Consider the following 21,752-nt stretch of genomic DNA (forward strand, 5'->3'; position numbering starts at 1 on the left):
CTGCATTGGCGACGATAACTATTACGAAGGTTCTCTAGGCCATACCGGGCGGTTGCCAGGGCCGGAAGCCGCAGTACCCAACCAACGAGGAATTCGTCATGGCTTTAACAGTAAACACTAACACTACTTCCCTGAGTGTTCAGAAGAACCTGAACCGTGCGTCCGACGCACTGTCGACTTCGATGACCCGCCTGTCCTCCGGCCTGAAAATCAACAGCGCCAAAGACGACGCCGCCGGCCTGCAGATCGCTACCCGTATGACTTCGCAGATCCGTGGTCAGACCATGGCTATCAAAAACGCCAACGACGGTGTTTCGATCGCTCAGACCGCTGAAGGCGCTCTGCAAGAATCGACCAACATTCTGCAGCGTATGCGTGAAATCGCCGTGCAATCGCGCAACGACTCCAACGGTACTGCTGACCGTACCGCTCTGGACAAAGAATACCAACAGTCGATCGCTGAACTGACCCGTATCGCTCAGTCGACCAACCTGAACGGTAAGGCGCTGATCGACGGTACTGCTGGTGCAATGCAGTTCCAGGTAGGTTCGAACACTACTTCCGACAACCAGATCACTCTGACCCTGTCGACCAGCTTCGACGCCAGCGCCCTGGGCATGACCGGTACCACCATTTCCGGCGTTTCCAACACTGCTAACCACAGCTCTGTTGATGCTTCTATCTCGGCTATCGACGCTGCTCTGGCAAACATCAACGCCACTCGCGCTGACCTGGGTGCTGCTCAAAACCGTTTCTCGACCACCATTTCCAACCTGCAAAACATCAACGAAAACGCCAGTGCTGCACTGAGCCGCGTACAAGATACCGACTTCGCTGCTGAAACTGCACAGCTGACCAAGCAACAAACTCTGCAACAAGCTTCCACCGCAGTTCTGGCTCAAGCCAACCAACTGCCATCCGCTGTACTGAAACTGCTTCAGTAATAGCCGATGAGTTTTGGCGGGGGAGTGCGCTTGTCGCGCTCTCTCGCTTTTTAATTTAAGAGGTGGTGGACATGGATATGAGCGTCAAGCTGAACTTGTCTTATCCTGCGGCCCAGCAGGCGACGACTGTTGCCGACAAGCCTGCGGAAAAGCCTCGAGCGGAAACTGCGCCAGCGGTTGCCGTCAAGGAAGAAGGTAAAAAAGACCAGACCGAGCAGGAAAAACTGAAGATGGCCGTCCAGGAAATCGAAAAGTTCGTTCAGTCGGTCAAGCGCAACCTGGAGTTCTCGATTGATGAGCCTTCAGGCAAAGTTGTGGTCAAAGTGATTGCCAGTGACTCCGGTGAGGTGGTTCGTCAAATCCCCAACGAAGAAGTCCTTAAGCTGGCGAACAGTTTGAATGATGCAAGCAGCCTGTTGTTCAGCGCCAAAGTCTGACAACTGGCACGAATTTTGTTGCTATGTTCTTTTGGGCGTTGTAGTGGTCAAAAGGCCGGCGACACACTGAAGGGAGTTCCACATGGCAAGTCCAATTCTACCGGGCACGGGCTTAGGTTCCGGTATTAATACCGGTGATATCGTCAAGGCTCTGGTCAACGCCGACAAGGCGGCCAAGCAGAATCAGATCGATCGTCAGACGACCACCAACACTGCGCAGATTTCCGGTATTGGTACTCTCAAAAGTGTCCTGGCGAACTTCCAGGCTGCGATCAAGAAGCTGCAAGATACGCAGGCTCCGCAATTCCTCGGCTACAACGCCACTTCCGCCGACGCGAAAGTATTGACCGCTGTGGCCAGCAACACCGCCGTCAACGGCTCTTACGTGGTCAAGGTCTCTAACCTTGCGACCTCGTCCAAAGTGGCCACCGCAGCCTTTGCCGGCGGCGCCAGCAGTGCCATTGCGAGCGGCACGCTCAATATCACGCAAAACGGCGTATCCAGTTCTGTCACCATTCCGGCGGGCGCGACGTTGCAATCGGTTCGCGATGCGATCAACACCCAGCAGGGCGCGAATGGCTTCAGTGCCAACATCGTGACTGACTCGTTTGGCTCGCGTCTGGTGATGGGTTCCACGGCGACCGGTGCCGGTTCCGATATCACCCTCAGCGGTATTGCGGGTCTGGAAATCAATGCCGGCCAGCAAATGGGCGCAACACCGACAGCGACTTCGGCTGGTGCTATCGGCGATTTCGCGAAGGACGCCAATTTCACCGTGGACGGGCTCGCGCTGACCAGCAAAAGCAACAAGGTTGACTCGGCTGTTTCTGGCTTGACCCTCAATCTGGTCGCCGGTGGTGATGTAACCACGACGGTGACGGTCGGTCCGAACAGTGATGGTCTGAAAAAGTCCATTCAAGCTTTCGTCGACGCTTATAACCAGGTTGTGACCAGTGTAAATACGTTGACCAAGCCATCCCTGGATGCAGACGGCAAGCTGACCGTTGCTGCTGCACTGACCGGTGACCCATTGGCGCGCGGTATCATGGCATCGATTCGTTCACCGTTGGTGACTACCGGTGCTGGCGACAAGCTCACTGTTCTGTCGCAATTGGGTATCACCACCAATCAGAAAACCGGTGCGCTGGATTTCGATAGCGCCAAGTTCACCAATGCGATGGACACCCAGAAGCTCGGTGGTGAGGTTCAGAAGCTGTTCCTGGGCGATCCGACGGCGACTGGCGATGCCGCCAAGGGGCTGCTCACGCGCATGAACGATGCCATCACCCCTTACACGATCACTGGCAGTGAGGGGATCCTCGACACCCGTTCGAGCAACCTGTCCAAGGCCAAGAGCAATCTGGCCAACCAGCAGGCAGCCCTGGATCGTCGGGTCGAGACGCTGACGGCGGTGCTGACCAAAAAGTACAACGACATGGATACCCTTGTCGGCAAGCTGAAGGCAACGGCGAGCAATATCACTTCGATGTTCGACGCGATGAATGCGCAGAAAAACGCTTCATAGCGCATAAACGCCAAAAGCCCGGCAGCGGATTCCGCTTGTCGGGCTTTTTTAGTTTCGGGCTAAAGATTTTTGACGCTATGTCGATAGCCTGATTATACGAATCACAGAGTTTAGATGAGGTACAGCATGAACCCGATGTTAGCCCTTCGGCAGTACCAGAAGATTGGCGCGCAAGCCCAGACTTCCGAGGCCAGCCCTCATCGTCTGGTGCAAATGCTTATGGAAGGCGGTCTGGATCGCATCGCTCAGGCTAAAGGCGCCATGGAGCGCAAGGATGTCGCCAGCAAGGGTGTTCTAATCGGCAAGGCCATCGGCATTATCGGTGGTTTGCGAGAGGGATTGGACCTGGAGAAGCAGGCGGAGTCCGTTGGTGAGTTGGACAATCTCTATGCTTACATGATGAAACGCCTGGCAGAAGCCAACCTCAAGACCGATCCGAAAATCCTCGACGAAGTTGCCGATTTGCTTCGCACGGTGAAAGACGGTTGGGATGCTATTGGCGCACCTGCTCCCCAGTTTTAAGGAGATCACCATGAGTCTTGTATTGCAGCGAATCGAACAAACCCGGGACGCCCTGGTCGAGGCATTGGCCGAGCGTAACTGGGAAGCCATCGGTGAATTGGACCTGGCTTGCCGTTCCTGCATGGAAGACGTCTTGAGTGAAGCTTCGGTGGACGAGGCCGCGTTGCGCGAAAACCTGGAGGAGTTGCTGGGGGTGTATAAACAGCTCCTGGAAGCGGCGACGGGGGAGCGACAAGCGATAGTCGACGAGATGTCGCAGATCCACCAAGCACAGAACGCGGCAAAGGTTTACCATCTGTTTGGTTAATTAACCCTCAGTTAATCCAAACATAGTGCGCCATAAATTTGACTGTGCACGGTTTTTTGACTTAACTAGTGGCTGGTTCCAGATTTCAGGCGTCTACAGGCACAACGTGTCTGCAAGCGTCTAGCTTGCCCCTCATTTTGGGCATTGAGTTGACTAGGGAAGTTGCTATTGCATGTGGCGTGAAACCAAAATTCTGCTGATTGATGACGATAGCGTCCGCCGCCGCGATTTGGCGGTGATTTTAAATTTTCTCGGCGAAGAAAATTTACCCTGTGGCAGCCATGACTGGCAGCAGGCGGTCGGCTCTCTGTCATCAAGTCGTGAAGTAATCTGTGTCCTCATCGGGACGGTAAATGCTCCTGGTGCACTTTTGGGCCTGTTAAAGACACTCTCAACCTGGGATGAGTTCCTTCCAGTTTTGTTAATGGGCGATAATTCTTCCATTGACTTGCCGGAAGACCAGCGTCGCCGAGTGCTTTCGACGCTCGAAATGCCGCCCAGCTACAGCAAACTGCTCGATTCGTTGCACCGTGCCCAGGTCTATCGCGAGATGTATGACCAGGCCCGTGAGCGCGGTCGTCACCGTGAACCGAATCTTTTCCGCAGCCTTGTCGGCACCAGCCGGGCGATTCAACACGTCCGTCAGATGATGCAGCAAGTCGCCGACACCGACGCCAGCGTGCTGATCCTCGGTGAGTCCGGCACTGGCAAGGAAGTGGTCGCGCGCAATCTGCACTACCACTCCAAGCGTCGTGAAGCGCCGTTCGTTCCGGTCAACTGCGGGGCGATTCCGGCCGAGTTGCTGGAAAGCGAATTGTTCGGTCACGAGAAGGGTGCCTTCACCGGGGCGATCACCAGCCGTGCCGGGCGTTTCGAGCTGGCCAACGGCGGTACGCTGTTCCTCGACGAAATTGGCGACATGCCGTTGCCGATGCAGGTCAAGCTGTTGCGCGTCTTGCAGGAGCGCACGTTCGAGCGCGTGGGCAGCAACAAGACCCAAAGCGTCGATGTGCGGATCATCGCGGCAACCCACAAGAATCTCGAAAGCATGATCGAGATCGGCACGTTCCGCGAAGACCTCTACTATCGCCTGAACGTGTTCCCGATCGAGATGGCGCCGTTGCGTGAGCGCGTCGAAGACATCCCGTTGCTGATGAACGAGTTGATCTCGCGCATGGAGCACGAGAAGCGCGGGTCGATCCGGTTCAACTCGGCGGCGATCATGTCGCTGTGCCGTCACGGCTGGCCGGGCAACGTTCGCGAGCTGGCCAACCTGGTGGAGCGCATGGCGATCATGCACCCGTACGGGGTGATCGGCGTGGTCGAGTTGCCGAAGAAATTCCGCTACGTCGATGACGAAGACGAGCAGTTGGTCGACAGCCTGCGCAGTGATCTCGAAGAGCGGGTGGCCATCAACGGTCATACCCCGGACTTCACCGCCAATGCGCTGCTGCCGCCGGAAGGCCTGGACCTGAAAGACTACCTCGGCGGTCTGGAGCAAGGGTTGATTCAGCAGGCGCTGGATGACGCCAACGGCATTGTGGCGCGGGCGGCCGAACGGCTGCGTATTCGTCGCACGACCCTGGTGGAGAAGATGCGCAAGTACGGCATGAGTCGTCGAGATGGTGATGAACAGGCGGATGATTGACGCCTGTTTTTCAACCCCTTCATTTATAGGCAGTTTTTTTTAGGCACGGGTATTGCTACGTCCCTCGCAACGTTCCGTTTAACTGACGGTCACCACGCGAGAGAGCACAATGCCCCAAGCCGCCCAGATGTCTCCTGTCCCTGATGTTTCGGGGCAACCGTCGTCCGTAGAGCAGGCAAGCCGGCTTGGCCTTGAGCAGGCGTTTGCGCTGTTCAACCAGATGTCGAGCCAATTGACCGATTCCTACAGCATGCTCGAAGCCCGGGTCACCGAGCTCAAAGGTGAGCTGGCGGTGGTCAGCGCCCAGCGCATGCAGGAGTTGGCGGAAAAAGAGCGTCTGGCCAACCGGCTGCAAAACCTCCTCGATCTATTGCCCGGCGGCGTCATCGTCATCGACGCCCAAGGCATCGTGCGTGAAGCCAATCCCGCTGCGTGTGAGCTGCTCGGCTTACCCCTCGAAGGCGAGTTGTGGCGCCAGGTCATTGCGCGATGCTTTGCGCCGCGCGAAGACGACGGTCACGAAATCTCCCTCAAGGACGGTCGGCGCCTGTCGATCGCTACCCGCTCGCTGGATGCCGAACCCGGTCAGTTGGTGTTGCTCAACGATCTGACTGAAACCCGTCATCTGCAAGATCAACTGGCCCGCCATGAGCGCCTGTCGTCGCTCGGTCGCATGGTCGCCTCGTTGGCCCATCAGATTCGTACGCCGTTGTCCGCCGCGTTGCTCTATGCCAGTCATTTGACTGAGCAGGAACTACCGGTCGCCACGCAGCAGCGTTTTGCCGGCCGCCTGAAAGAGCGACTGCATGAGCTGGAACACCAAGTGCGCGACATGCTGGTGTTCGCTCGCGGTGAGCTGCCGTTGACCGATCGTGTTACTCCAAAAATGCTGATGCAGTCGCTGCAAGCGGCGGCGCTGACTCTTGTTCAGGATCTGCCGGTGCGCTGGCAATGCGACAGTCATGCCGGTGAGTTGCTGTGCAATCGCGATACGCTGGTCGGAGCGATCCTCAATCTGATCGAAAACGCCATTCAGGCCAGCGCCGGCGACGTCCGTTTGAAAGTTCATCTGTATACCCGCGACAACAACCTGCGCGTATCGGTCAGCGACAGCGGCAGTGGTATCGACACGAAGGTATTGGCACGTTTGGGCGAGCCGTTTTTCACCACCAAAACCACCGGCACCGGTCTGGGGCTGACCGTGGTCAAGGCAGTGGCCCGTGCTCATCAGGGAGAATTGCAGTTGCGTTCGCGGCCGGGTCGCGGCACTTGCGCGCAGGTGATCCTGCCGCTTTTCGCGGGTGAGCAGTCCAGCGCTCAGGGAGTGAAGTGAAGGATATGACCATCAAGGTTTTACTGGTCGAGGACGATCGCGCGCTACGGGAAGCACTGGCCGATACGCTGGTGCTTGCCGGACACGCTTACAAGGCGGTCGGTTCGGCGGAAGAGGCGCTGGCTGCGGTTGGCGCCGAGGCATTTAGCCTGGTGGTCAGTGACGTCAACATGCCGGGCATGGACGGTCATCAGCTGCTTGGATTGCTGCGGGCTCGTCAGCCGCAACTGCCGGTGTTGTTGATGACCGCTCACGGTGCGGTCGAACGTGCGGTCGACGCCATGCGTCAAGGCGCGGCGGATTACCTGGTCAAGCCGTTCGAGCCCAAAGCCTTGCTCGACCTGGTGGCGCGTCACGCCTTGGGCAATCTCGGGGCGACCGAGAGCGAGGGGCCTGTGGCGTTCGAGCCGGCCAGTGCGCAATTGCTGGAATTGGCCGCGCGCGTGGCGCGCAGTGATTCCACGGTGTTGATCTCCGGTGAGTCCGGGACCGGCAAGGAAGTGCTGGCGCGTTACATCCATCAGCACTCCCATCGCGCCAGTCAGCCATTCATTGCGATCAACTGCGCAGCTATCCCGGACAACATGCTTGAAGCCACTTTGTTCGGTCACGAAAAAGGTTCGTTCACCGGCGCCATCGCGGCGCAGGCCGGCAAGTTCGAGCAGGCCGATGGCGGGACGATCCTGCTCGATGAAATTTCTGAAATGCCCCTCGGCCTGCAGGCCAAGTTACTGCGCGTATTGCAGGAGCGCGAAGTCGAACGAGTCGGCGCACGCAAGCCGATCACGCTGGATATTCGAGTGGTCGCTACCACTAACCGTGACCTGGCCGGTGAAGTGGCGGCGGGGCGTTTCCGCGAAGATCTTTACTATCGCCTGTCGGTGTTCCCGTTGGCCTGGCGTCCGCTACGTGAACGCACCGCCGACATCCTGCCGCTGGCCGAGCGCCTGCTGGCCAAACACGTCAATAAAATGAAGCATGCCGCGGCAAAGCTTTCGCCCGAGGCGCAGGCCTGCCTGATCGGCTATCCGTGGCCGGGCAACGTGCGTGAACTGGATAACGCGATCCAGCGGGCCTTGATTCTGCAGCAGGGCGGTTTGATCCAGCCGCAGGATTTTTGTCTGGCCGGGCCCGTGGCGTGTGCGCCATTGCCAGCATTGGCGCCGGCGCCTGCACGAGCAGTGGAAGTCGAAGTCGAATCGGCGGGCGCCCTCGGCGATGACCTGCGGCGCCGTGAGTTCCAAATGATCATCGACACCTTGCGCGCCGAGCGCGGCCGCCGCAAAGAAGCCGCCGAGCGACTGGGCATCAGCCCGCGCACCTTGCGCTACAAGCTGGCGCAGATGCGCGATGCCGGAATGGATGTGGAAGCGTATTTGTTCGCCACGTAACGGTCGGCAAACAAAAGCACAGGAGAGCTTTTGTTTAGAGCGGCCACGGAGCTGGCACCCTTGTTGCTAACACCTCACTACTCGCCGAGTGAGTGTCAAAAAATTGCGAGTAGCCAAAGAGAGCAGACCATGAGCCAAGGTATTGAATTCAACCGGTTGATGCTGGATATGCGCGCCATGCAAATGGATGCCATGTCTGCGCCGAAATCGACTGCCGCAGTCCCTGAAGTGGGTGGCAGCAGCTTTGCCGACATGCTCGGTCAGGCCGTCAATAAAGTGAACGACACCCAGCAGGCGTCCAATCAGTTGGCCAGTGCCTTCGAGATCGGTAAAAGCGGCGTCGACCTGACGGACGTGATGATTTCCTCACAGAAGGCCAGCGTGTCTTTTCAGGCACTGACCCAAGTGCGTAACAAGCTGGTTCAGGCTTACCAAGACATCATGCAGATGCCGGTTTAAGGACGAGATTGAGTCATGGCAGAAGCAATCGCCGATAATGTTCCGGCCAAGGCCACTCCAATAGACGGCAAACCGCCGCTGTTCGGGTTGTCTTTCCTGGAAAACCTCTCCGAGATGACCATGTTGCGTCAGGTGGGCCTGTTGGTCGGCCTGGCTGCGAGCGTGGCGATTGGTTTTGCCGTGGTGTTGTGGTCCCAGCAGCCGGACTACCGGCCTCTATACGGCAGCCTTGCCGGCATGGACGCCAAACAGGTCATGGAAACCCTGGCCGCCGCCGACATTCCCTATACCGTCGAACCGAATTCCGGTGCCTTGCTGGTCAAGGCCGATGACCTGTCCCGTGCGCGGCTCAAGCTCGCGGCCGCTGGTGTCACTCCCAGCGACGGCAATATCGGTTTCGAGATTCTCGACAAGGAGCAGGGGCTGGGTACCAGTCAGTTCATGGAGGCGACCCGCTATCGTCGCGGCCTCGAAGGCGAACTGGCCCGGACCATTTCCAGCCTGAACAACGTCAAGGGTGCCCGCGTGCACCTGGCGATTCCGAAAAGTTCGGTGTTCGTGCGTGACGAGCGCAAGCCAAGCGCTTCGGTTCTGGTTGAACTGTATTCCGGTCGCTCGCTGGAGCCAGGCCAGGTCGTCGCCATCATCAATCTGGTGGCGACCAGCGTTCCCGAACTGAGCAAATCGCAGATCACCGTTGTCGACCAGAAGGGCAACCTGCTGTCGGATCAGGCGGAAAACTCTGAGCTGACCATGGCCGGCAAGCAGTTCGATTACAGCCGTCGCATGGAAAGCATGCTGACTCAGCGCGTGCATAACATCCTGCAACCGGTGCTGGGCAACGACCGCTATAAAGCCGAAGTCTCGGCCGATGTGGATTTCAGCGCCGTCGAATCGACTTCCGAGCAGTTCAACCCGGATCAACCGGCGTTGCGCAGCGAGCAGTCGGTCAACGAACAACGTACCGCCAGCAATGGCCCGCAAGGTGTGCCGGGTGCCTTGAGCAACCAGCCGCCGTCGCCTGCCTCGGCGCCGCAAACCACTGGTGGCGCCACTGCGTCGGCCGGCATGGTGCAGCCAGGCCAGCCACTGCTTGATGCCAACGGTCAGCAGATCATGGACCCGGCCACTGGTCAGCCGATGCTGGCGCCGTACCCGGCCGACAAGCGTCAACAATCCACCAAGAACTTCGAGCTCGACCGTTCCATCAGCCACACCAAACAACAGCAGGGCCGTTTGAATCGCCTGTCGGTGTCGGTGGTGGTGGACGATCAGGTCAAGGTCAACGCAGCCAATGGCGAAACCACCCGTGCGCCGTGGAGCGCCGATGAATTGGCGCGCTTCACTCGCCTGGTGCAGGACGCGGTCGGTTTCGACGCCAGCCGTGGCGACAGCGTCAGCGTGATCAACATGCCGTTCTCTGCTGAGCGCGGTGAAGTGATCGCCGAGATTCCGTTCTACTCCCAGCCGTGGTTCTGGGACATCGTCAAGCAAGTGCTGGGGGTGTTGTTCATCCTGGTGCTGGTGTTCGGTGTGTTGCGTCCGGTGCTCAAGAACATCACCGGCGGGGGCAAAGACAAGCAACTCGCGGCCTTTGGCAGCGACGTGGAACTCGGTGGCATGGGCGGCCTGGACGGCGAACTGGCCAACGACCGCGTCAGCCTCGGTGGCCCGACCAGCATCCTGCTGCCGAGCCCGAGCGAAGGCTATGACGCACAGTTGAATGCAATCAAGAGTCTGGTGGCAGAAGATCCGGGTCGCGTGGCCCAGGTCGTGAAAGAGTGGATTAACGCAGATGAGTGATAACCGAGCCGCTGTCGCCAAACTGTCCCGGGTTGATAAAGCCGCGATCCTGCTGCTGTCCCTGGGTTCTACGGATGCCGCACAAGTGCTGCGCCACATGGGGCCCAAAGAGGTCCAGCGTGTGGGCGTGGCCATGGCCCAGATGGGTAACGTGCACCGCGAGCAGGTCGAACAGGTCATGAGCGAGTTCGTCGACATCGTCGGCGACCAGACCAGCCTGGGCGTCGGCTCCGATGACTACGTGCGCAAAATGCTCACCCAGGCCTTGGGCGAAGACAAGGCCAACGGCCTGATCGACCGGATCCTGCTGGGCGGCAACACCAGTGGCCTCGACAGTCTGAAGTGGATGGAACCGCGCGCCGTCGCCGACGTGATCCGCTACGAGCACCCGCAGATCCAGGCGATCGTAGTGGCGTACCTTGATCCGGACCAGGCCGGTGAAGTGCTGGGCAACTTCGACCATAAGGTGCGGCTGGACATCATCCTGCGGGTGTCTTCGCTGAACACCGTGCAGCCGGCGGCCCTGAAAGAGCTCAACCAGATTCTCGAGAAGCAGTTCTCCGGCAACTCGAATGCCTCGCGCACCACCCTGGGTGGCATCAAGCGCGCGGCAGACATCATGAACTTCCTCGACAGCTCGATCGAAGGTCAGTTGATGGACTCGATCCGCGAAGTCGACGAAGACCTGTCCGGTCAGATCGAAGACCTCATGTTCGTGTTCAACAACCTGTCCGATGTCGACGACCGCGGTATTCAGGCGCTGTTGCGCGAGGTGTCCTCGGACGTCCTGGTGCTGGCCCTCAAAGGCTCGGACGAAGGCGTCAAGGAAAAGATCTTCAAGAACATGTCCAAACGAGCGGCCGAACTGTTGCGCGACGACCTCGAGGCCAAAGGCCCGGTGCGTGTCAGCGACGTGGAAACGGCGCAGAAAGAAATCCTCACCATTGCCCGCCGTATGGCCGAAGCCGGAGAAATCGTTCTCGGCGGGAAGGGCGGCGAAGAGATGATCTAAGGTCACTATGTCGTCCAAACATGATGAGTCCCAGACCGACCTGATCCGTGGCAAGAACGTCGCAGGTTTCGATGTCTGGGCGCTGCCCAGCTTCGACCCGTTTGTGCCGGAACCCGAGCCGGAACCGGAACCCGAACCGCCGGAAATGGAAGAAGTGCCGCTGGAGGAAGTCCAGCCACTGACCCTCGAAGAGCTCGAAAGCATTCGCCAGGAGGCCTACAACGAAGGCTTCGCGGTTGGCGAGAAAGAAGGTTTCCATAGCACCACGCTCAAGGTCCGTCAGGAAGCCGAAGTGGCCCTGACGGCCAAGATCGCGCACCTGGAACAGTTGATGGCCAACCTGTTCGAGCCCATTGCCGAGCAGGACACCCAGATCGAAAAGTCGCTGGTCGACCTTGTACAGCACATCACCAAACAGGTTATTCAGCGCGAGCTGGCCATCGACTCGACGCAGATCGAACACGTCATGCGTGAAGCGCTCAAGCTCTTGCCACTGGGCGTGGGCAATGTGCGGTTGTACGTCAACCCGCAGGATTTCGAACAGGTCAAAGCCCTGCGCGAGCGCCATGAGGAAACCTGGCGCATCGTCGAGGACGAGTCCTTGTTGCCGGGCGGTTGCCGGGTCGAGACCGAACACAGCCGTATCGATGCGACCATCGAAACCCGTGTGACCCAGGTCATGGCCAAGCTGTTCGACCAATTGCACGATCAGGCGTTGCACCCGGCCGCGCCGGACCTCAGCCTGGAATTGCCGATCGACAAGAAGCCTGCCGTCACCCCGGTCGAACCGGAACTGGACCATCCCGATGCGACTTGATCGCACCAGCTTCGCCAAGCGCCTCGGCAGCTACGCCGAGGCCACGGAGCTGGCTGGCGCGCCGATCCTCGAAGGTCGCCTGTTGCGTATGGTCGGCCTGACCCTCGAAGCCGAAGGCTTGCGCGCCGCCATGGGCAGCCGCTGCATGGTCATCAACGATGACAGCTATCACCCGGTGCAGGTCGAAGCCGAAGTCATGGGCTTCTCCGGCAGCAAAGTGTTTCTGATGCCGGTCGGCAGCGTCGCCGGCATTGCGCCAGGCGCACGGGTGGTTCCTCTGGCGGACAACGGTCGCTTGCCGATGGGCATGAGCATGCTCGGGCGGGTACTCGATGGCGCCGGTCGTGCGCTGGATGGCAAGGGCGGGATGAAGGCTGAAGACTGGGTGCCAATGGACGGCCCGACCATCAACCCGCTCAAGCGTGACCCGATCAGCCAGCCGCTTGACGTGGGCATTCGCTGCATCAACGGTTTGTTGACGGTCGGTCGCGGTCAGCGCCTCGGGCTGTTCGCCGGTACCGGCGTCGGCAAGAGTGTGTTGTTGGGCATGATGACCCGTTTCACCGAGGCCGACATTATCGTGGTCGGGCTGATCGGTGAGCGGGGTCGAGAAGTTAAAGAGTTCATCGAGCACATCCTCGGTGAAGAAGGGCTCAAGCGTTCGGTGGTGGTGGCTTCGCCGGCGGACGATGCGCCGCTGATGCGTTTGCGCGCGGCCATGTACTGCACGCGGATCGCCGAGTATTTCCGCGACAAGGGCAAGAATGTCCTGTTGCTGATGGATTCCCTGACCCGTTTCGCTCAGGCCCAGCGGGAAATCGCCCTGGCCATCGGCGAACCGCCGGCGACCAAGGGCTATCCGCCGTCGGTGTTTGCCAAGTTGCCGAAACTGGTGGAGCGGGCCGGTAACGCCGAAAAGGGCGGTGGCTCGATCACCGCGTTCTACACGGTATTGTCTGAAGGCGATGACCAACAGGACCCGATCGCCGACTCGGCGCGGGGTGTGCTCGACGGGCACATCGTGCTGTCCCGGCGTCTGGCGGAGGAAGGGCATTACCCGGCTATCGACATCGAAGCGTCTATCAGTCGGGTCATGCCATCGGTGGTCGGCATCAAGCACTTGAACCACGCACAGATGTTCAAGCAATACTGGTCGCGCTATCAGCAGAGCCGCGACCTGATCAGCGTTGGCGCGTATGTGCCCGGTGGGGACCGGGAAACCGACACCGCGATCAATCTGCAACCGGCCATGACCCTGTACCTGCGTCAGGGCTTGAACGATAACATCAGCATGGGCGCCAGCGAAAACCATCTCGCGTCGGTCTTTGCGCCAGCGCCGGGCGGTTAACCGGTCATGGCCCCGAGTCGCGCAACACGTTTGGCGCCCGTGGTGGAAATGGCTGAAAAGGCGGAGAAAACCGCCGTCCAGCGCCTGGGGCACTTCCAGGGCCAGGTTCGTTTGGCGGAAAGCAAACTCGCCGACCTCGAAGCCTTCCGTCTCGACTACCAGGAGCAATGGATCGTGCGCGGCAGCGGCGGCGTTTCGGGTCAGTGGCTGCTGGGCTATCAGGGTTTTCTCGCGCAATTGGGCACGGCCATCGACCAGCAGCGCCAGAGCCTGAACTGGCATCAAAACAACCTGAACAAGGCCCGAGAAGCCTGGCAACAGGCATTTGCCCGGGTCGAAGGCTTGCGCAAACTGGTTCAGCGCTACATGGATGAGGCACGGCAACTGGAAGACAAGCGCGAGCAGAAGTTGCTGGATGAATTGTCCCAGCGGTTGCCGCGTCAGGATTCGTATTGAGTGTTGGTTTCAAAGGATTGCAGCCTGCGGCAGCACCTGCACGGGTGCATGCAAACCTGATTCCGGAGACGCTGTCGAAGGCTGCGATCTTTTGACCTTGCCCCAGCCCCCGGCAAGTGCTAAACCTTGTACACGTACGTTCGCCAATGACAAGGAAGCCGTGAAATGTCAGTCGTTACAGAAGTATCCCCGGATGGGCAAAAGTTGACGATTTCGGTTAAGGGGCGATTCGATTTCGGTCGTCATCAGGAGTTTCGTGAGTCCTACGAGCGACTCAACCAGAAACCCGAGTCCATCGTCGTAGATCTGAAGGACGCCACGTATCTCGACAGTTCGGCGCTGGGCATGTTGCTTTTGCTGCGCGATCACGCCGGTGGCGACAACTCCGATATTCGTGTCGTCAACAGCAGTAGCGATGTGAAGAAAATCCTCGCCATCTCCAACTTCGACAAGCTGTTCGACATCAGTTGACTGTCATGCAGCCGCTCGAGCCGCTGACGATTCTGATCGCCGAAGACAGTGCGGCCGATCGTATGCTGCTGTCGACTATCGTCCGTCGTCAGGGTCATGAAGTGCTGACAGCCAGTAATGGCGCCGAGGCGGTCGAGGCGTTTCGCTCGCAGCGGCCGCACCTGGTGCTGATGGACGCCATGATGCCGGTGATGGATGGCTTCGAGGCTGCGCAGCAGATCAAGGCGCTGGCCGGCGAAACCCTGGTGCCGATCATCTTTCTGACGTCGCTGACCGAAAGCGAAGCCCTGGCTCGTTGTCTGGAGGCCGGGGGCGACGACTTTCTGGCAAAGCCTTACAACCAGGTGATCCTCGCGGCCAAGATCAAGGCAATGGACCGCCTGCGGCGTTTGCAGGCCACGGTGCTGGAGCAGCGCGACCTGATCGCCAGGCACCATGATTACCTGCTCAACGAGCAGCGAGTGGCCAAAGCCGTGTTCGACAAGGTGGCCCACTCCGGTTGCCTGAATGCGCCGAACATCCGTTATCTGCAATCGCCCTATGCGCTGTTCAACGGCGATCTGTTGCTGGCCGCGTTTACCCCGGTCGGCGACATGCATGTGTTACTCGGTGATTTCACCGGCCATGGTTTGCCGGCCGCTGTCGGTGCCATGCCGTTGGCCGAAGTTTTCTATGGCATGACCGCCAAGGGTTATGGCTTGTCCGAAACCCTGCGCGAGATGAACGCCAAACTCAAACGTATCCTGCCGGTCGACATGTTCTGCTGCGCGACCCTGCTGCGCCTGAGCTTTCAGCGAGGGTCGGTGGAGGTCTGGAACGGCGGGATGCCGGACGGCTATTTGCACAACGCCACCAGCGGCGAGCGTACAGCGCTCACGGCACGGCACTTGCCGCTGGGTGTGCTGAGCCCGCAAACCTTCGATGACCGCACCGAGGTGTTCCCGATGGCTGTCGGGGATCGGGTGTTCCTGTTGTCTGATGGAGTGATCGATACTTGCGATGCCAATGAGCAGTTATTTGGCGTAGAGCGATTGGAGCAGGTGTTTGCAGCCAATCGTCAGCCCGATGCGCTGTTCGAAGAAATCGAGCAGGCTCTGCGGGACTTTCGCGGCGAGGCTCGCGATGACGTGAGCATGGTTGAGGTCAGCCTGTTGGATGCGGCGCAACTGAGCCCGCCAGCACCGGTATATTCCGACAGCGGTCAGTCCTGCCCGCTGGACTGGTCGGTGAGTTTCGAATTTCGCGCCGCCACCCTCAAACGCTTCAACCCGCTGCCGTACCTGTTGCAATTGCTGTTTGAGGTGCACGGCCTGCGCGCTCAAAGTGGTGCGCTCTACAGTGTGCTGGCAGAGCTTTACTCCAACGCCCTGGAGCATGGCGTGCTAGGTCTGGATTCGAGTCTCAAGCGCGATGCTTCGGGTTTTGCGCGTTATTATCAGCAGCGCAGTGCGCGCCTGGACGAATTGCAGGACGGCTATGTGCGGGTACATTTGCAGGTGACGCCCAAAGGCGAAGGTGGTTGCCTGACTGTTCGAGTCGAAGACAGTGGCAAGGGCTTCGATGTGGTGCGGGTGATGGAGCGTCCCGTCGATGATGTCCGTTTGTCGGGACGTGGAGTCAGTTTGATCCGACAGTTGAGTCATCATGCGAGCTGGTCCGATAATGGGCGCAGTGCTCGCGTGGAGTTTTTCTGGGAGGCTCAGGCATAATCCCGGGCATTCTTGATCAAAGGAGTGAACAAGTGGACAACACACATCTGGATCGTGACGTGCTGAGCGCGTTGCAAGAAGTTATGGAGGATGGGTATCCAGAATTGCTCGATACCTTTCTCAGCGATTCCGAAGAGCGATTGAGCTTGCTGCGCAAGGCTGACGATGCCGATCGGTTAGGTGCCACGGCGCACAGTTTCAAGGGCAGCAGCAGCAACATGGGCGCGACTCGGTTGGCTGAGCTGTGCCATGAGCTGGAGCAGCGAGCCAAAGAGAAAAAACTCGAAGGCATAGAAGCGCTGGTTGGAGAGATCGACGGCGAATTCGCGATTGTTCGACCGCTTTTTGAGGCAGAGCGCCAACGTTCCCTGGCTGAATAAGACAACCATCCAGCGCTTTTGGCGGCCAGCGAACAAAGCTGGCTCGACCCTTGCAGTCAACTCACTCAACTGTACCTACGATCCCAGTGCAGCGGAGACCGTTCCATGCCCGTTACCCCCAACATTCTTATTCAGGCCGCTGCTGCGGCCAAGACTCAAGCCGCGTCCGCCAATACACCGGCGTCGACGGTTGAGCCCGGGGACAAGGCGTCCAGCTTCGCTGAGGTCTACGCCAATCAAGCCCAGAACAAGCCTTCGGCTACGGCGGACGGATCGGCTAAACCTGTACGTGACAAAGCCTCGGACAACACTGGCAAAAAGGACGTGGGCAACGACTCGTCTGCCGCCCAGGAACCGACGGTTGCCGATAGCGGCAAATCCTTGCCCGCCGATAAACCGGCGCAGGCCGATGACAAGACCGCCAGCGATGACGCGCCGGATACCGCTGAGCCGACGACGCCGGTAGTCGATACCGCGCCTGTCGATCCAGCCCTCGATCCAGCCCTCGATCCGGCGTTGATGCAAGTGGTGCAGCCGGTGCTGCCAGCCCCTGTACCGGAAACCCCACCGGTTGTCGCCGCTGTGCAGTCAACCGTACAAGCACCCGTCGCGGCCGCCGTTACCGCAACAGCGACGCCGGCCGCTGCGACCACCGATCCTGATTTCGATCCCGAAGCCGATCCTCTTGATGCGCTGCCGGCCGTGCGTATGGCGTTGGAGCAGAGCGGGCACGTTTCGGCCGCCAGCCAGGCTCAGCCAAAAGCGGCGCCGACTCAGGCTCACGTCGACGGCGAGCTGACCTCGGCACAGAACTTTGCTGCAGGCATGGCGAGCATGCTCGACGTGCAGGCTGATCAGGACAGCACCAGCCAGGGCGGCGAGAAGGCGTTCAGTGGCCTGATCGATGACGGCCTCAAGGATCTCAAGTCCGCCAGCAGCGACACCCGTGTCGATGACTTCGCCAATCGTCTGGCGGCTCTGACCCAAGCGGCAACACCCAAGACTGCCAATGCATTGCCGGTGAACCAACCGATCGCCATGCATCAGAGCGGTTGGACCGAAGAGGTGGTCAACCGGGTCATGTACCTGTCCAGCGCCAATCTCAAGGCGGCGGATATCCAGTTGCAACCGGCCGAACTGGGACGCCTCGATATTCGGGTGAACATGGTTCCGGATCAGCAGACCCAAGTGACCTTCATGAGCGCTCACCCAAGCGTTCGCGAAGCACTCGACGGGCAAATGCATCGCCTGCGAGACATGTTCGCGCAGCAGGGCATGGGCCAGGTCGACGTCAACGTTTCCGATCAGTCCCGTGGCTGGCAGGGCCAGGGCCAGGGGCAGGAACAGGAACAGGAACAGGCTCAACAGGGGCAGGGCGGGCGCACCAATGCCAGTGGCGGTCGCCTCGATTCGATGGATGAAGAGCTTCCTGCGACGGTCGCTGATGTGGCCGCCAACACCACCAGCGTGATCGGCACCAGCGCGGTCGATTATTACGCCTGATAAATCAGGACGCCCCCTCAAAAGATCGCAGCCTTCGGCAGCTCCTTGTATCTACGGGTGTACACCATCCAAATGCAGGAGCTGCCGAAGGCTGCGATCTTTTGATTTTCGTTGCCTGCCTGCCGCCTCCACATAGCCCCAGACACTTCTGGCATAACACTTGCTCTTGCCTTGCCGTGCGACTGTGAAAACCCGAATAGTGACGGATTATTGGCATGGCGAAGAGTGAAGCAGTAGTAAAAGACCCCGCAACCAAAGGCAAAATCAAGCTGATCATTGTGATCGTCGTGGCCCTGCTGCTCGCGATCGGCTTGTCCGTGGGGGCGACCTGGTTCTTCATGCACGGCGCCCAGAGCAAGCCTGCCGCCGCGACTGAAACCGCTGTGGTCGGCAAGCAGCCGGCGATCTTCGAGCCAATGGCTCCAGCCTTCGTGGCCAACTACACCCAGAACGGCCGTCAGCGCTACATGCAGGTGAGCATCACCATGCAGGGGCGTAATCAGGCTGATCTGGAGGCGCTCAAAGTCCACATGCCAGTGATCCGCAATAACCTGGTCATGCTGTTTTCCGGTCAGGATTTCGCCACGCTGGCGACCCCGGTCGGCCAGGAGATGTTGCGTCAGAAAGCCACGGCCAGCGTTCAGGAAGTGGCGCAGAAAGAGCTGGGCAAAGTGGTGATCGAACAGTTGCTTTTCACTAATTTCGTACTGCAGTAGGAACACGACATGGCCGTGCAGGACCTGCTGTCCCAGGATGAGATCGATGCGCTGTTGCATGGCGTCGACGATGGTCTGGTACAGACCGATAACGCTGCCGAACCCGGCAGTGTCAAAAGCTACGACCTGACCAGCCAGGATCGCATCGTCCGTGGACGCATGCCGACGCTGGAAATGATCAACGAGCGTTTCGCCCGCTACACCCGCATCAGCATGTTCAACATGCTGCGCCGCTCGGCGGACGTTGCCGTGGGTGGCGTGCAGGTGATGAAGTTCGGTGAATACGTGCACTCGCTGTACGTGCCGACCAGCCTCAACCTGGTCAAGATTAAACCGCTGCGCGGCACCGCGCTGTTCATCCTCGACGCCAAACTGGTGTTCAAGCTGGTGGACAACTTCTTCGGCGGCGACGGCCGTCACGCGAAGATCGAAGGGCGTGAATTCACTCCCACCGAACTGCGTGTGGTGCGCATGGTGCTGGAACAGGCTTTCGTCGATTTGAAGGAAGCCTGGCAGGCGATCATGGAAGTGAACTTCGAGTACATCAACTCGGAAGTGAACCCGGCCATGGCCAACATCGTCGGGCCGAGCGAAGCCATTGTGGTGTCGACGTTCCACATCGAACTCGATGGCGGTGGCGGCGACCTGCACGTGACCATGCCGTACTCGATGATCGAGCCGGTGCGCGAGATGCTCGATGCCGGCTTCCAGTCGGACCTCGACGATCAGGACGAGCGCTGGATCAACGCCTTGCGCCAGGACGTGCTGGACGTCGACGTACCGATCGGTGCCACCGTTGCCCGCCGCCAGCTGCGCCTTCGCGACATCCTGCACATGCAGCCCGGCGACGTGATCCCGGTCGAGATGCCGGAAGAAATGATCATGCGCGCCAACGGCGTGCCGGCCTTCAAGGTCAAGATGGGCTCGCACAAAGGCAACCTCGCGTTGCAAGTGATCGAGCCGATCGAGCGCCGCTGACCGGCGCTCGTACCCCCCCTACGCATTTAACTGAATTGTTGCCCGCCGAGGACAAATGATGAACGACGATATGAACGCCCAGGACGACCAGGCACTGGCCGACGAATGGGCTGCGGCCCTGGAAGAGACCGGTGACGCCGGGCAGGCTGACATTGATGCGCTGCTGGCGGCCGATGCCGGTACGTCGGGCTCCAACCGTCTGCCGATGGAAGAGTTCGGCAGCGTGCCGAAGAACAACGATCCAGTGACGCTGGACGGTCCGAACCTGGACGTGATCCTTGATATCCCGGTGTCGATTTCCATGGAAGTCGGCAGCACCGACATCAACATCCGCAACCTGCTGCAACTCAACCAGGGTTCGGTGATCGAGCTCGATCGCCTGGCCGGCGAGCCGCTGGACGTGCTGGTCAACGGCACGCTCATCGCCCACGGCGAAGTGGTAGTGGTCAACGAAAAGTTCGGCATCCGCCTGACCGACGTGATCAGCCCAAGCGAACGCATCAAGAAGCTGCGCTGAGTGAACAAGGTTCTTGCGGTTCTGTTGGCCTTGCCATCCAGCGTGCTGGCGGCCGAGTCGGTGACGACTGCTGCGACAGCGGCCGCCGCGCCAGCTGTCAGCAGTGGTGTGGCCGGGCAATTGACGCAATTGGTGTTCGGCTTGCTGCTGGTGTTGGGGTTGATCTTCTTCCTCGCCTGGCTGCTGCGCCGGGTTCAGCAGGCCGGCCCGGCGGGCAAGGGGCAAGTGATCGAGTTGATCGGTTCCCGAGCCCTCGGCCCCCGTGACCGCTTGATGCTGGTACAGGTCGGCAACGAACAGATTCTGCTCGGCCTGAGCCCCGGCACCATCACCGCGTTGCATGTGCTCAAGGAGCCGGTACAAGTGCCGGGCGCAACCGAGAAAGCGACTCCGGAGTTTGCCCAGCGTCTGTTGGAGATGCTTGGCAAGGATCAGAAGGATAAGAAGTAATGGGTGCGTTACGCATCGTCTTGACGCTGGCCCTGATGCTGGCTGCGCCACTGGCGTTCGCCGCCGATCCGTTGTCGATCCCGGCGATCACCCTGGGCACCAATGCCAATGGCGCCCAGGAATACTCGGTCAGCCTGCAAATCCTGCTGATCATGACGGCGCTGAGTTTCATCCCGGCGTTCGTCATGCTGATGACCAGTTTTACCCGGATCATCATCGTGTTCTCGATCCTGCGTCAGGCCCTGGGCTTGCAGCAGACACCGTCGAACCAGATCCTCACCGGCATGGCGCTGTTCCTCACCATGTTTATCATGGCGCCGGTGTTCGATCGGGTGAATCAGGATGCCTTGCAGCCGTATCTGGCGGAGAAACTCACCGCTCAGGATGCTGTCGCCAAGGCTCAGGTGCCGATCAAGGACTTCATGCTGGCCCAGACTCGCAGCAGCGATCTGGAGCTGTTCATGCGCCTGTCCAAGCGCACTGATATTGCTACGCCGGATCAGGCGCCGCTGACGATTCTGGTGCCGGCGTTCGTGACCTCGGAACTGAAAACCGCGTTCCAGATTGGCTTCATGATCTTCATTCCGTTCCTGATCATCGACCTGGTGGTGGCCAGTGTGCTGATGGCGATGGGTATGATGATGCTCTCGCCACTGATCATTTCCCTGCCGTTCAAAATCATGCTGTTCGTGCTGGTGGATGGCTGGGCGTTGATCATCGGCACGTTGGCCAGCAGCTTCGGCGGTGTTTCACCATGACGCCCGAAGTTGCCGTGGACATCTTTCGCGAAGCGCTGTGGCTGACCACCATGATGGTCGCCGTGCTGGTGATTCCGAGCTTGCTGGTGGGGCTGTTGGTGGCGATGTTCCAGGCGGCCACGCAGATCAACGAACAGACCCTGAGCTTCCTGCCGCGTCTGTTGGTGATGCTGGTGACGCTGATCGTTGCCGGCCCGTGGCTGGTGCAGACTTTCATGGAATACATTCTTCAGCTGTACCACAGCATTCCTCAGGTCATCGGTTAAGC

24 protein-coding genes are annotated in these 21,752 nt (G+C 59.5%); all 24 read left to right on the forward strand.

The genetic code is table 11. The annotated features are described in order from the left end of the window. The first annotated feature begins 98 nt into the window (after positions 1 to 98). The 24 genes from AC07V0_RS16295 (at position 99) to fliQ (ending at position 21,750) form a co-directional block, all read left to right on the forward strand. Positions 99 to 944 (forward strand): flagellin domain-containing protein, encoded by an 846-nt coding sequence (locus AC07V0_RS16295; RefSeq protein ID WP_086945870.1) that lies wholly within the window; start codon positions 99 to 101, stop codon positions 942 to 944. A 71-nt stretch (positions 945 to 1,015) separates the two neighbouring features. After that, positions 1,016 to 1,381 (forward strand): flagellar protein FlaG, encoded by a 366-nt coding sequence (locus tag AC07V0_RS16300; RefSeq protein WP_086945869.1) that lies wholly within the window; start codon positions 1,016 to 1,018, stop codon positions 1,379 to 1,381. An 82-nt stretch (positions 1,382 to 1,463) separates the two neighbouring features. Beyond that, positions 1,464 to 2,906 (forward strand): flagellar filament capping protein FliD, encoded by a 1,443-nt coding sequence (fliD, locus tag AC07V0_RS16305; RefSeq protein ID WP_064619490.1) that lies wholly within the window; start codon positions 1,464 to 1,466, stop codon positions 2,904 to 2,906. A 126-nt stretch (positions 2,907 to 3,032) separates the two neighbouring features. Beyond that, positions 3,033 to 3,428: a flagellar export chaperone FliS gene (fliS, locus tag AC07V0_RS16310; protein ID WP_064619487.1), complete on the forward strand. Its 396-nt coding sequence runs from the start codon at positions 3,033 to 3,035 to the stop codon at positions 3,426 to 3,428. 10 nt (positions 3,429 to 3,438) lie between these two features. Further along, positions 3,439 to 3,735: a flagellar protein FliT gene (gene fliT, locus AC07V0_RS16315; protein WP_086945868.1), complete on the forward strand. Its 297-nt coding sequence runs from the start codon at positions 3,439 to 3,441 to the stop codon at positions 3,733 to 3,735. Positions 3,736 to 3,907: 172 nt separating this feature from the next. Then, positions 3,908 to 5,383, forward strand: coding sequence for a sigma-54 dependent transcriptional regulator (locus AC07V0_RS16320; RefSeq protein ID WP_026345697.1), 1,476 nt, complete (start codon positions 3,908 to 3,910; stop codon positions 5,381 to 5,383). Positions 5,384 to 5,510: 127 nt separating this feature from the next. Beyond that, entirely contained in the window at positions 5,511 to 6,716 is a 1,206-nt protein-coding gene (locus AC07V0_RS16325; protein WP_173861127.1) for a sensor histidine kinase, read from the forward strand. Positions 6,717 to 6,721: 5 nt separating this feature from the next. Beyond that, the gene (locus tag AC07V0_RS16330) at positions 6,722 to 8,107 is read left to right on the forward strand and encodes a sigma-54-dependent transcriptional regulator (protein WP_086945866.1); all 1,386 of its coding nucleotides are present in this window, start codon (positions 6,722 to 6,724) and stop codon (positions 8,105 to 8,107) included. A gap of 129 nt (positions 8,108 to 8,236) precedes the next feature. Continuing rightward, positions 8,237 to 8,566, forward strand: a complete 330-nt coding sequence (gene fliE / locus AC07V0_RS16335) for a flagellar hook-basal body complex protein FliE (RefSeq protein WP_018925042.1) — start codon at positions 8,237 to 8,239, stop codon at positions 8,564 to 8,566. A 15-nt stretch (positions 8,567 to 8,581) separates the two neighbouring features. Then, complete coding sequence (gene fliF / locus AC07V0_RS16340; RefSeq protein WP_086945865.1) at positions 8,582 to 10,369, forward strand: flagellar basal-body MS-ring/collar protein FliF; 1,788 nt, start codon at positions 8,582 to 8,584, stop codon at positions 10,367 to 10,369. Continuing rightward, the gene (gene fliG, locus AC07V0_RS16345) at positions 10,362 to 11,381 is read left to right on the forward strand and encodes a flagellar motor switch protein FliG (protein WP_003184041.1); all 1,020 of its coding nucleotides are present in this window, start codon (positions 10,362 to 10,364) and stop codon (positions 11,379 to 11,381) included. The genes fliF and fliG overlap by 8 nt, the downstream gene beginning before the upstream one ends. 7 nt (positions 11,382 to 11,388) lie before the next feature. Beyond that, on the forward strand, positions 11,389 to 12,198 hold the full coding sequence (gene fliH, locus AC07V0_RS16350) for a flagellar assembly protein FliH (RefSeq protein ID WP_086945864.1): 810 nt from the start codon (positions 11,389 to 11,391) through the stop codon (positions 12,196 to 12,198). Beyond that, positions 12,188 to 13,546: a flagellar protein export ATPase FliI gene (fliI, locus tag AC07V0_RS16355; RefSeq protein WP_086945863.1), complete on the forward strand. Its 1,359-nt coding sequence runs from the start codon at positions 12,188 to 12,190 to the stop codon at positions 13,544 to 13,546. The genes fliH and fliI overlap by 11 nt, the downstream gene beginning before the upstream one ends. Before the next feature lie 6 nt (positions 13,547 to 13,552). Next, entirely contained in the window at positions 13,553 to 14,002 is a 450-nt protein-coding gene (gene fliJ, locus AC07V0_RS16360; RefSeq protein WP_026345699.1) for a flagellar export protein FliJ, read from the forward strand. Positions 14,003 to 14,167: 165 nt separating this feature from the next. Further along, the gene (locus AC07V0_RS16365; RefSeq protein ID WP_018925047.1) at positions 14,168 to 14,473 is read left to right on the forward strand and encodes an STAS domain-containing protein; all 306 of its coding nucleotides are present in this window, start codon (positions 14,168 to 14,170) and stop codon (positions 14,471 to 14,473) included. 5 nt (positions 14,474 to 14,478) lie between these two features. Next, on the forward strand, positions 14,479 to 16,182 hold the full coding sequence (locus AC07V0_RS16370; RefSeq protein WP_064619470.1) for an ATP-binding SpoIIE family protein phosphatase: 1,704 nt from the start codon (positions 14,479 to 14,481) through the stop codon (positions 16,180 to 16,182). Positions 16,183 to 16,214: 32 nt separating this feature from the next. Next, the gene (locus AC07V0_RS16375) at positions 16,215 to 16,562 is read left to right on the forward strand and encodes an Hpt domain-containing protein (protein ID WP_018925049.1); all 348 of its coding nucleotides are present in this window, start codon (positions 16,215 to 16,217) and stop codon (positions 16,560 to 16,562) included. Between the two features lie 105 nt (positions 16,563 to 16,667). Beyond that, positions 16,668 to 18,065 carry a flagellar hook-length control protein FliK gene (locus AC07V0_RS16380; RefSeq protein WP_495019693.1) on the forward strand — a complete coding sequence of 466 codons (1,398 nt, stop codon included), beginning with the start codon at positions 16,668 to 16,670 and terminating at the stop codon, positions 18,063 to 18,065. Positions 18,066 to 18,280: 215 nt separating this feature from the next. Then, on the forward strand, positions 18,281 to 18,781 hold the full coding sequence (fliL, locus tag AC07V0_RS16385) for a flagellar basal body-associated protein FliL (RefSeq protein ID WP_064619464.1): 501 nt from the start codon (positions 18,281 to 18,283) through the stop codon (positions 18,779 to 18,781). A 9-nt stretch (positions 18,782 to 18,790) separates the two neighbouring features. After that, positions 18,791 to 19,759, forward strand: a complete 969-nt coding sequence (fliM, locus tag AC07V0_RS16390; RefSeq protein ID WP_007938639.1) for a flagellar motor switch protein FliM — start codon at positions 18,791 to 18,793, stop codon at positions 19,757 to 19,759. A gap of 58 nt (positions 19,760 to 19,817) precedes the next feature. Beyond that, on the forward strand, positions 19,818 to 20,276 hold the full coding sequence (gene fliN / locus AC07V0_RS16395; protein WP_007938642.1) for a flagellar motor switch protein FliN: 459 nt from the start codon (positions 19,818 to 19,820) through the stop codon (positions 20,274 to 20,276). Next, positions 20,277 to 20,726 carry a flagellar biosynthetic protein FliO gene (fliO, locus tag AC07V0_RS16400; RefSeq protein ID WP_018925053.1) on the forward strand — a complete coding sequence of 150 codons (450 nt, stop codon included), beginning with the start codon at positions 20,277 to 20,279 and terminating at the stop codon, positions 20,724 to 20,726. It abuts the gene before it with no gap. Continuing rightward, on the forward strand, positions 20,726 to 21,484 hold the full coding sequence (fliP, locus tag AC07V0_RS16405) for a flagellar type III secretion system pore protein FliP (RefSeq protein WP_007938646.1): 759 nt from the start codon (positions 20,726 to 20,728) through the stop codon (positions 21,482 to 21,484). Before fliO ends, fliP begins: the two co-directional genes overlap by 1 nt. Further along, on the forward strand, positions 21,481 to 21,750 hold the full coding sequence (fliQ, locus tag AC07V0_RS16410; RefSeq protein ID WP_007938648.1) for a flagellar biosynthesis protein FliQ: 270 nt from the start codon (positions 21,481 to 21,483) through the stop codon (positions 21,748 to 21,750). The genes fliP and fliQ overlap by 4 nt, the downstream gene beginning before the upstream one ends. Positions 21,751 to 21,752: the final 2 nt, after the last annotated feature.

The sequence above is a fragment of the Pseudomonas sp. GW821-FHT01E10 genome (assembly GCF_059422365.1).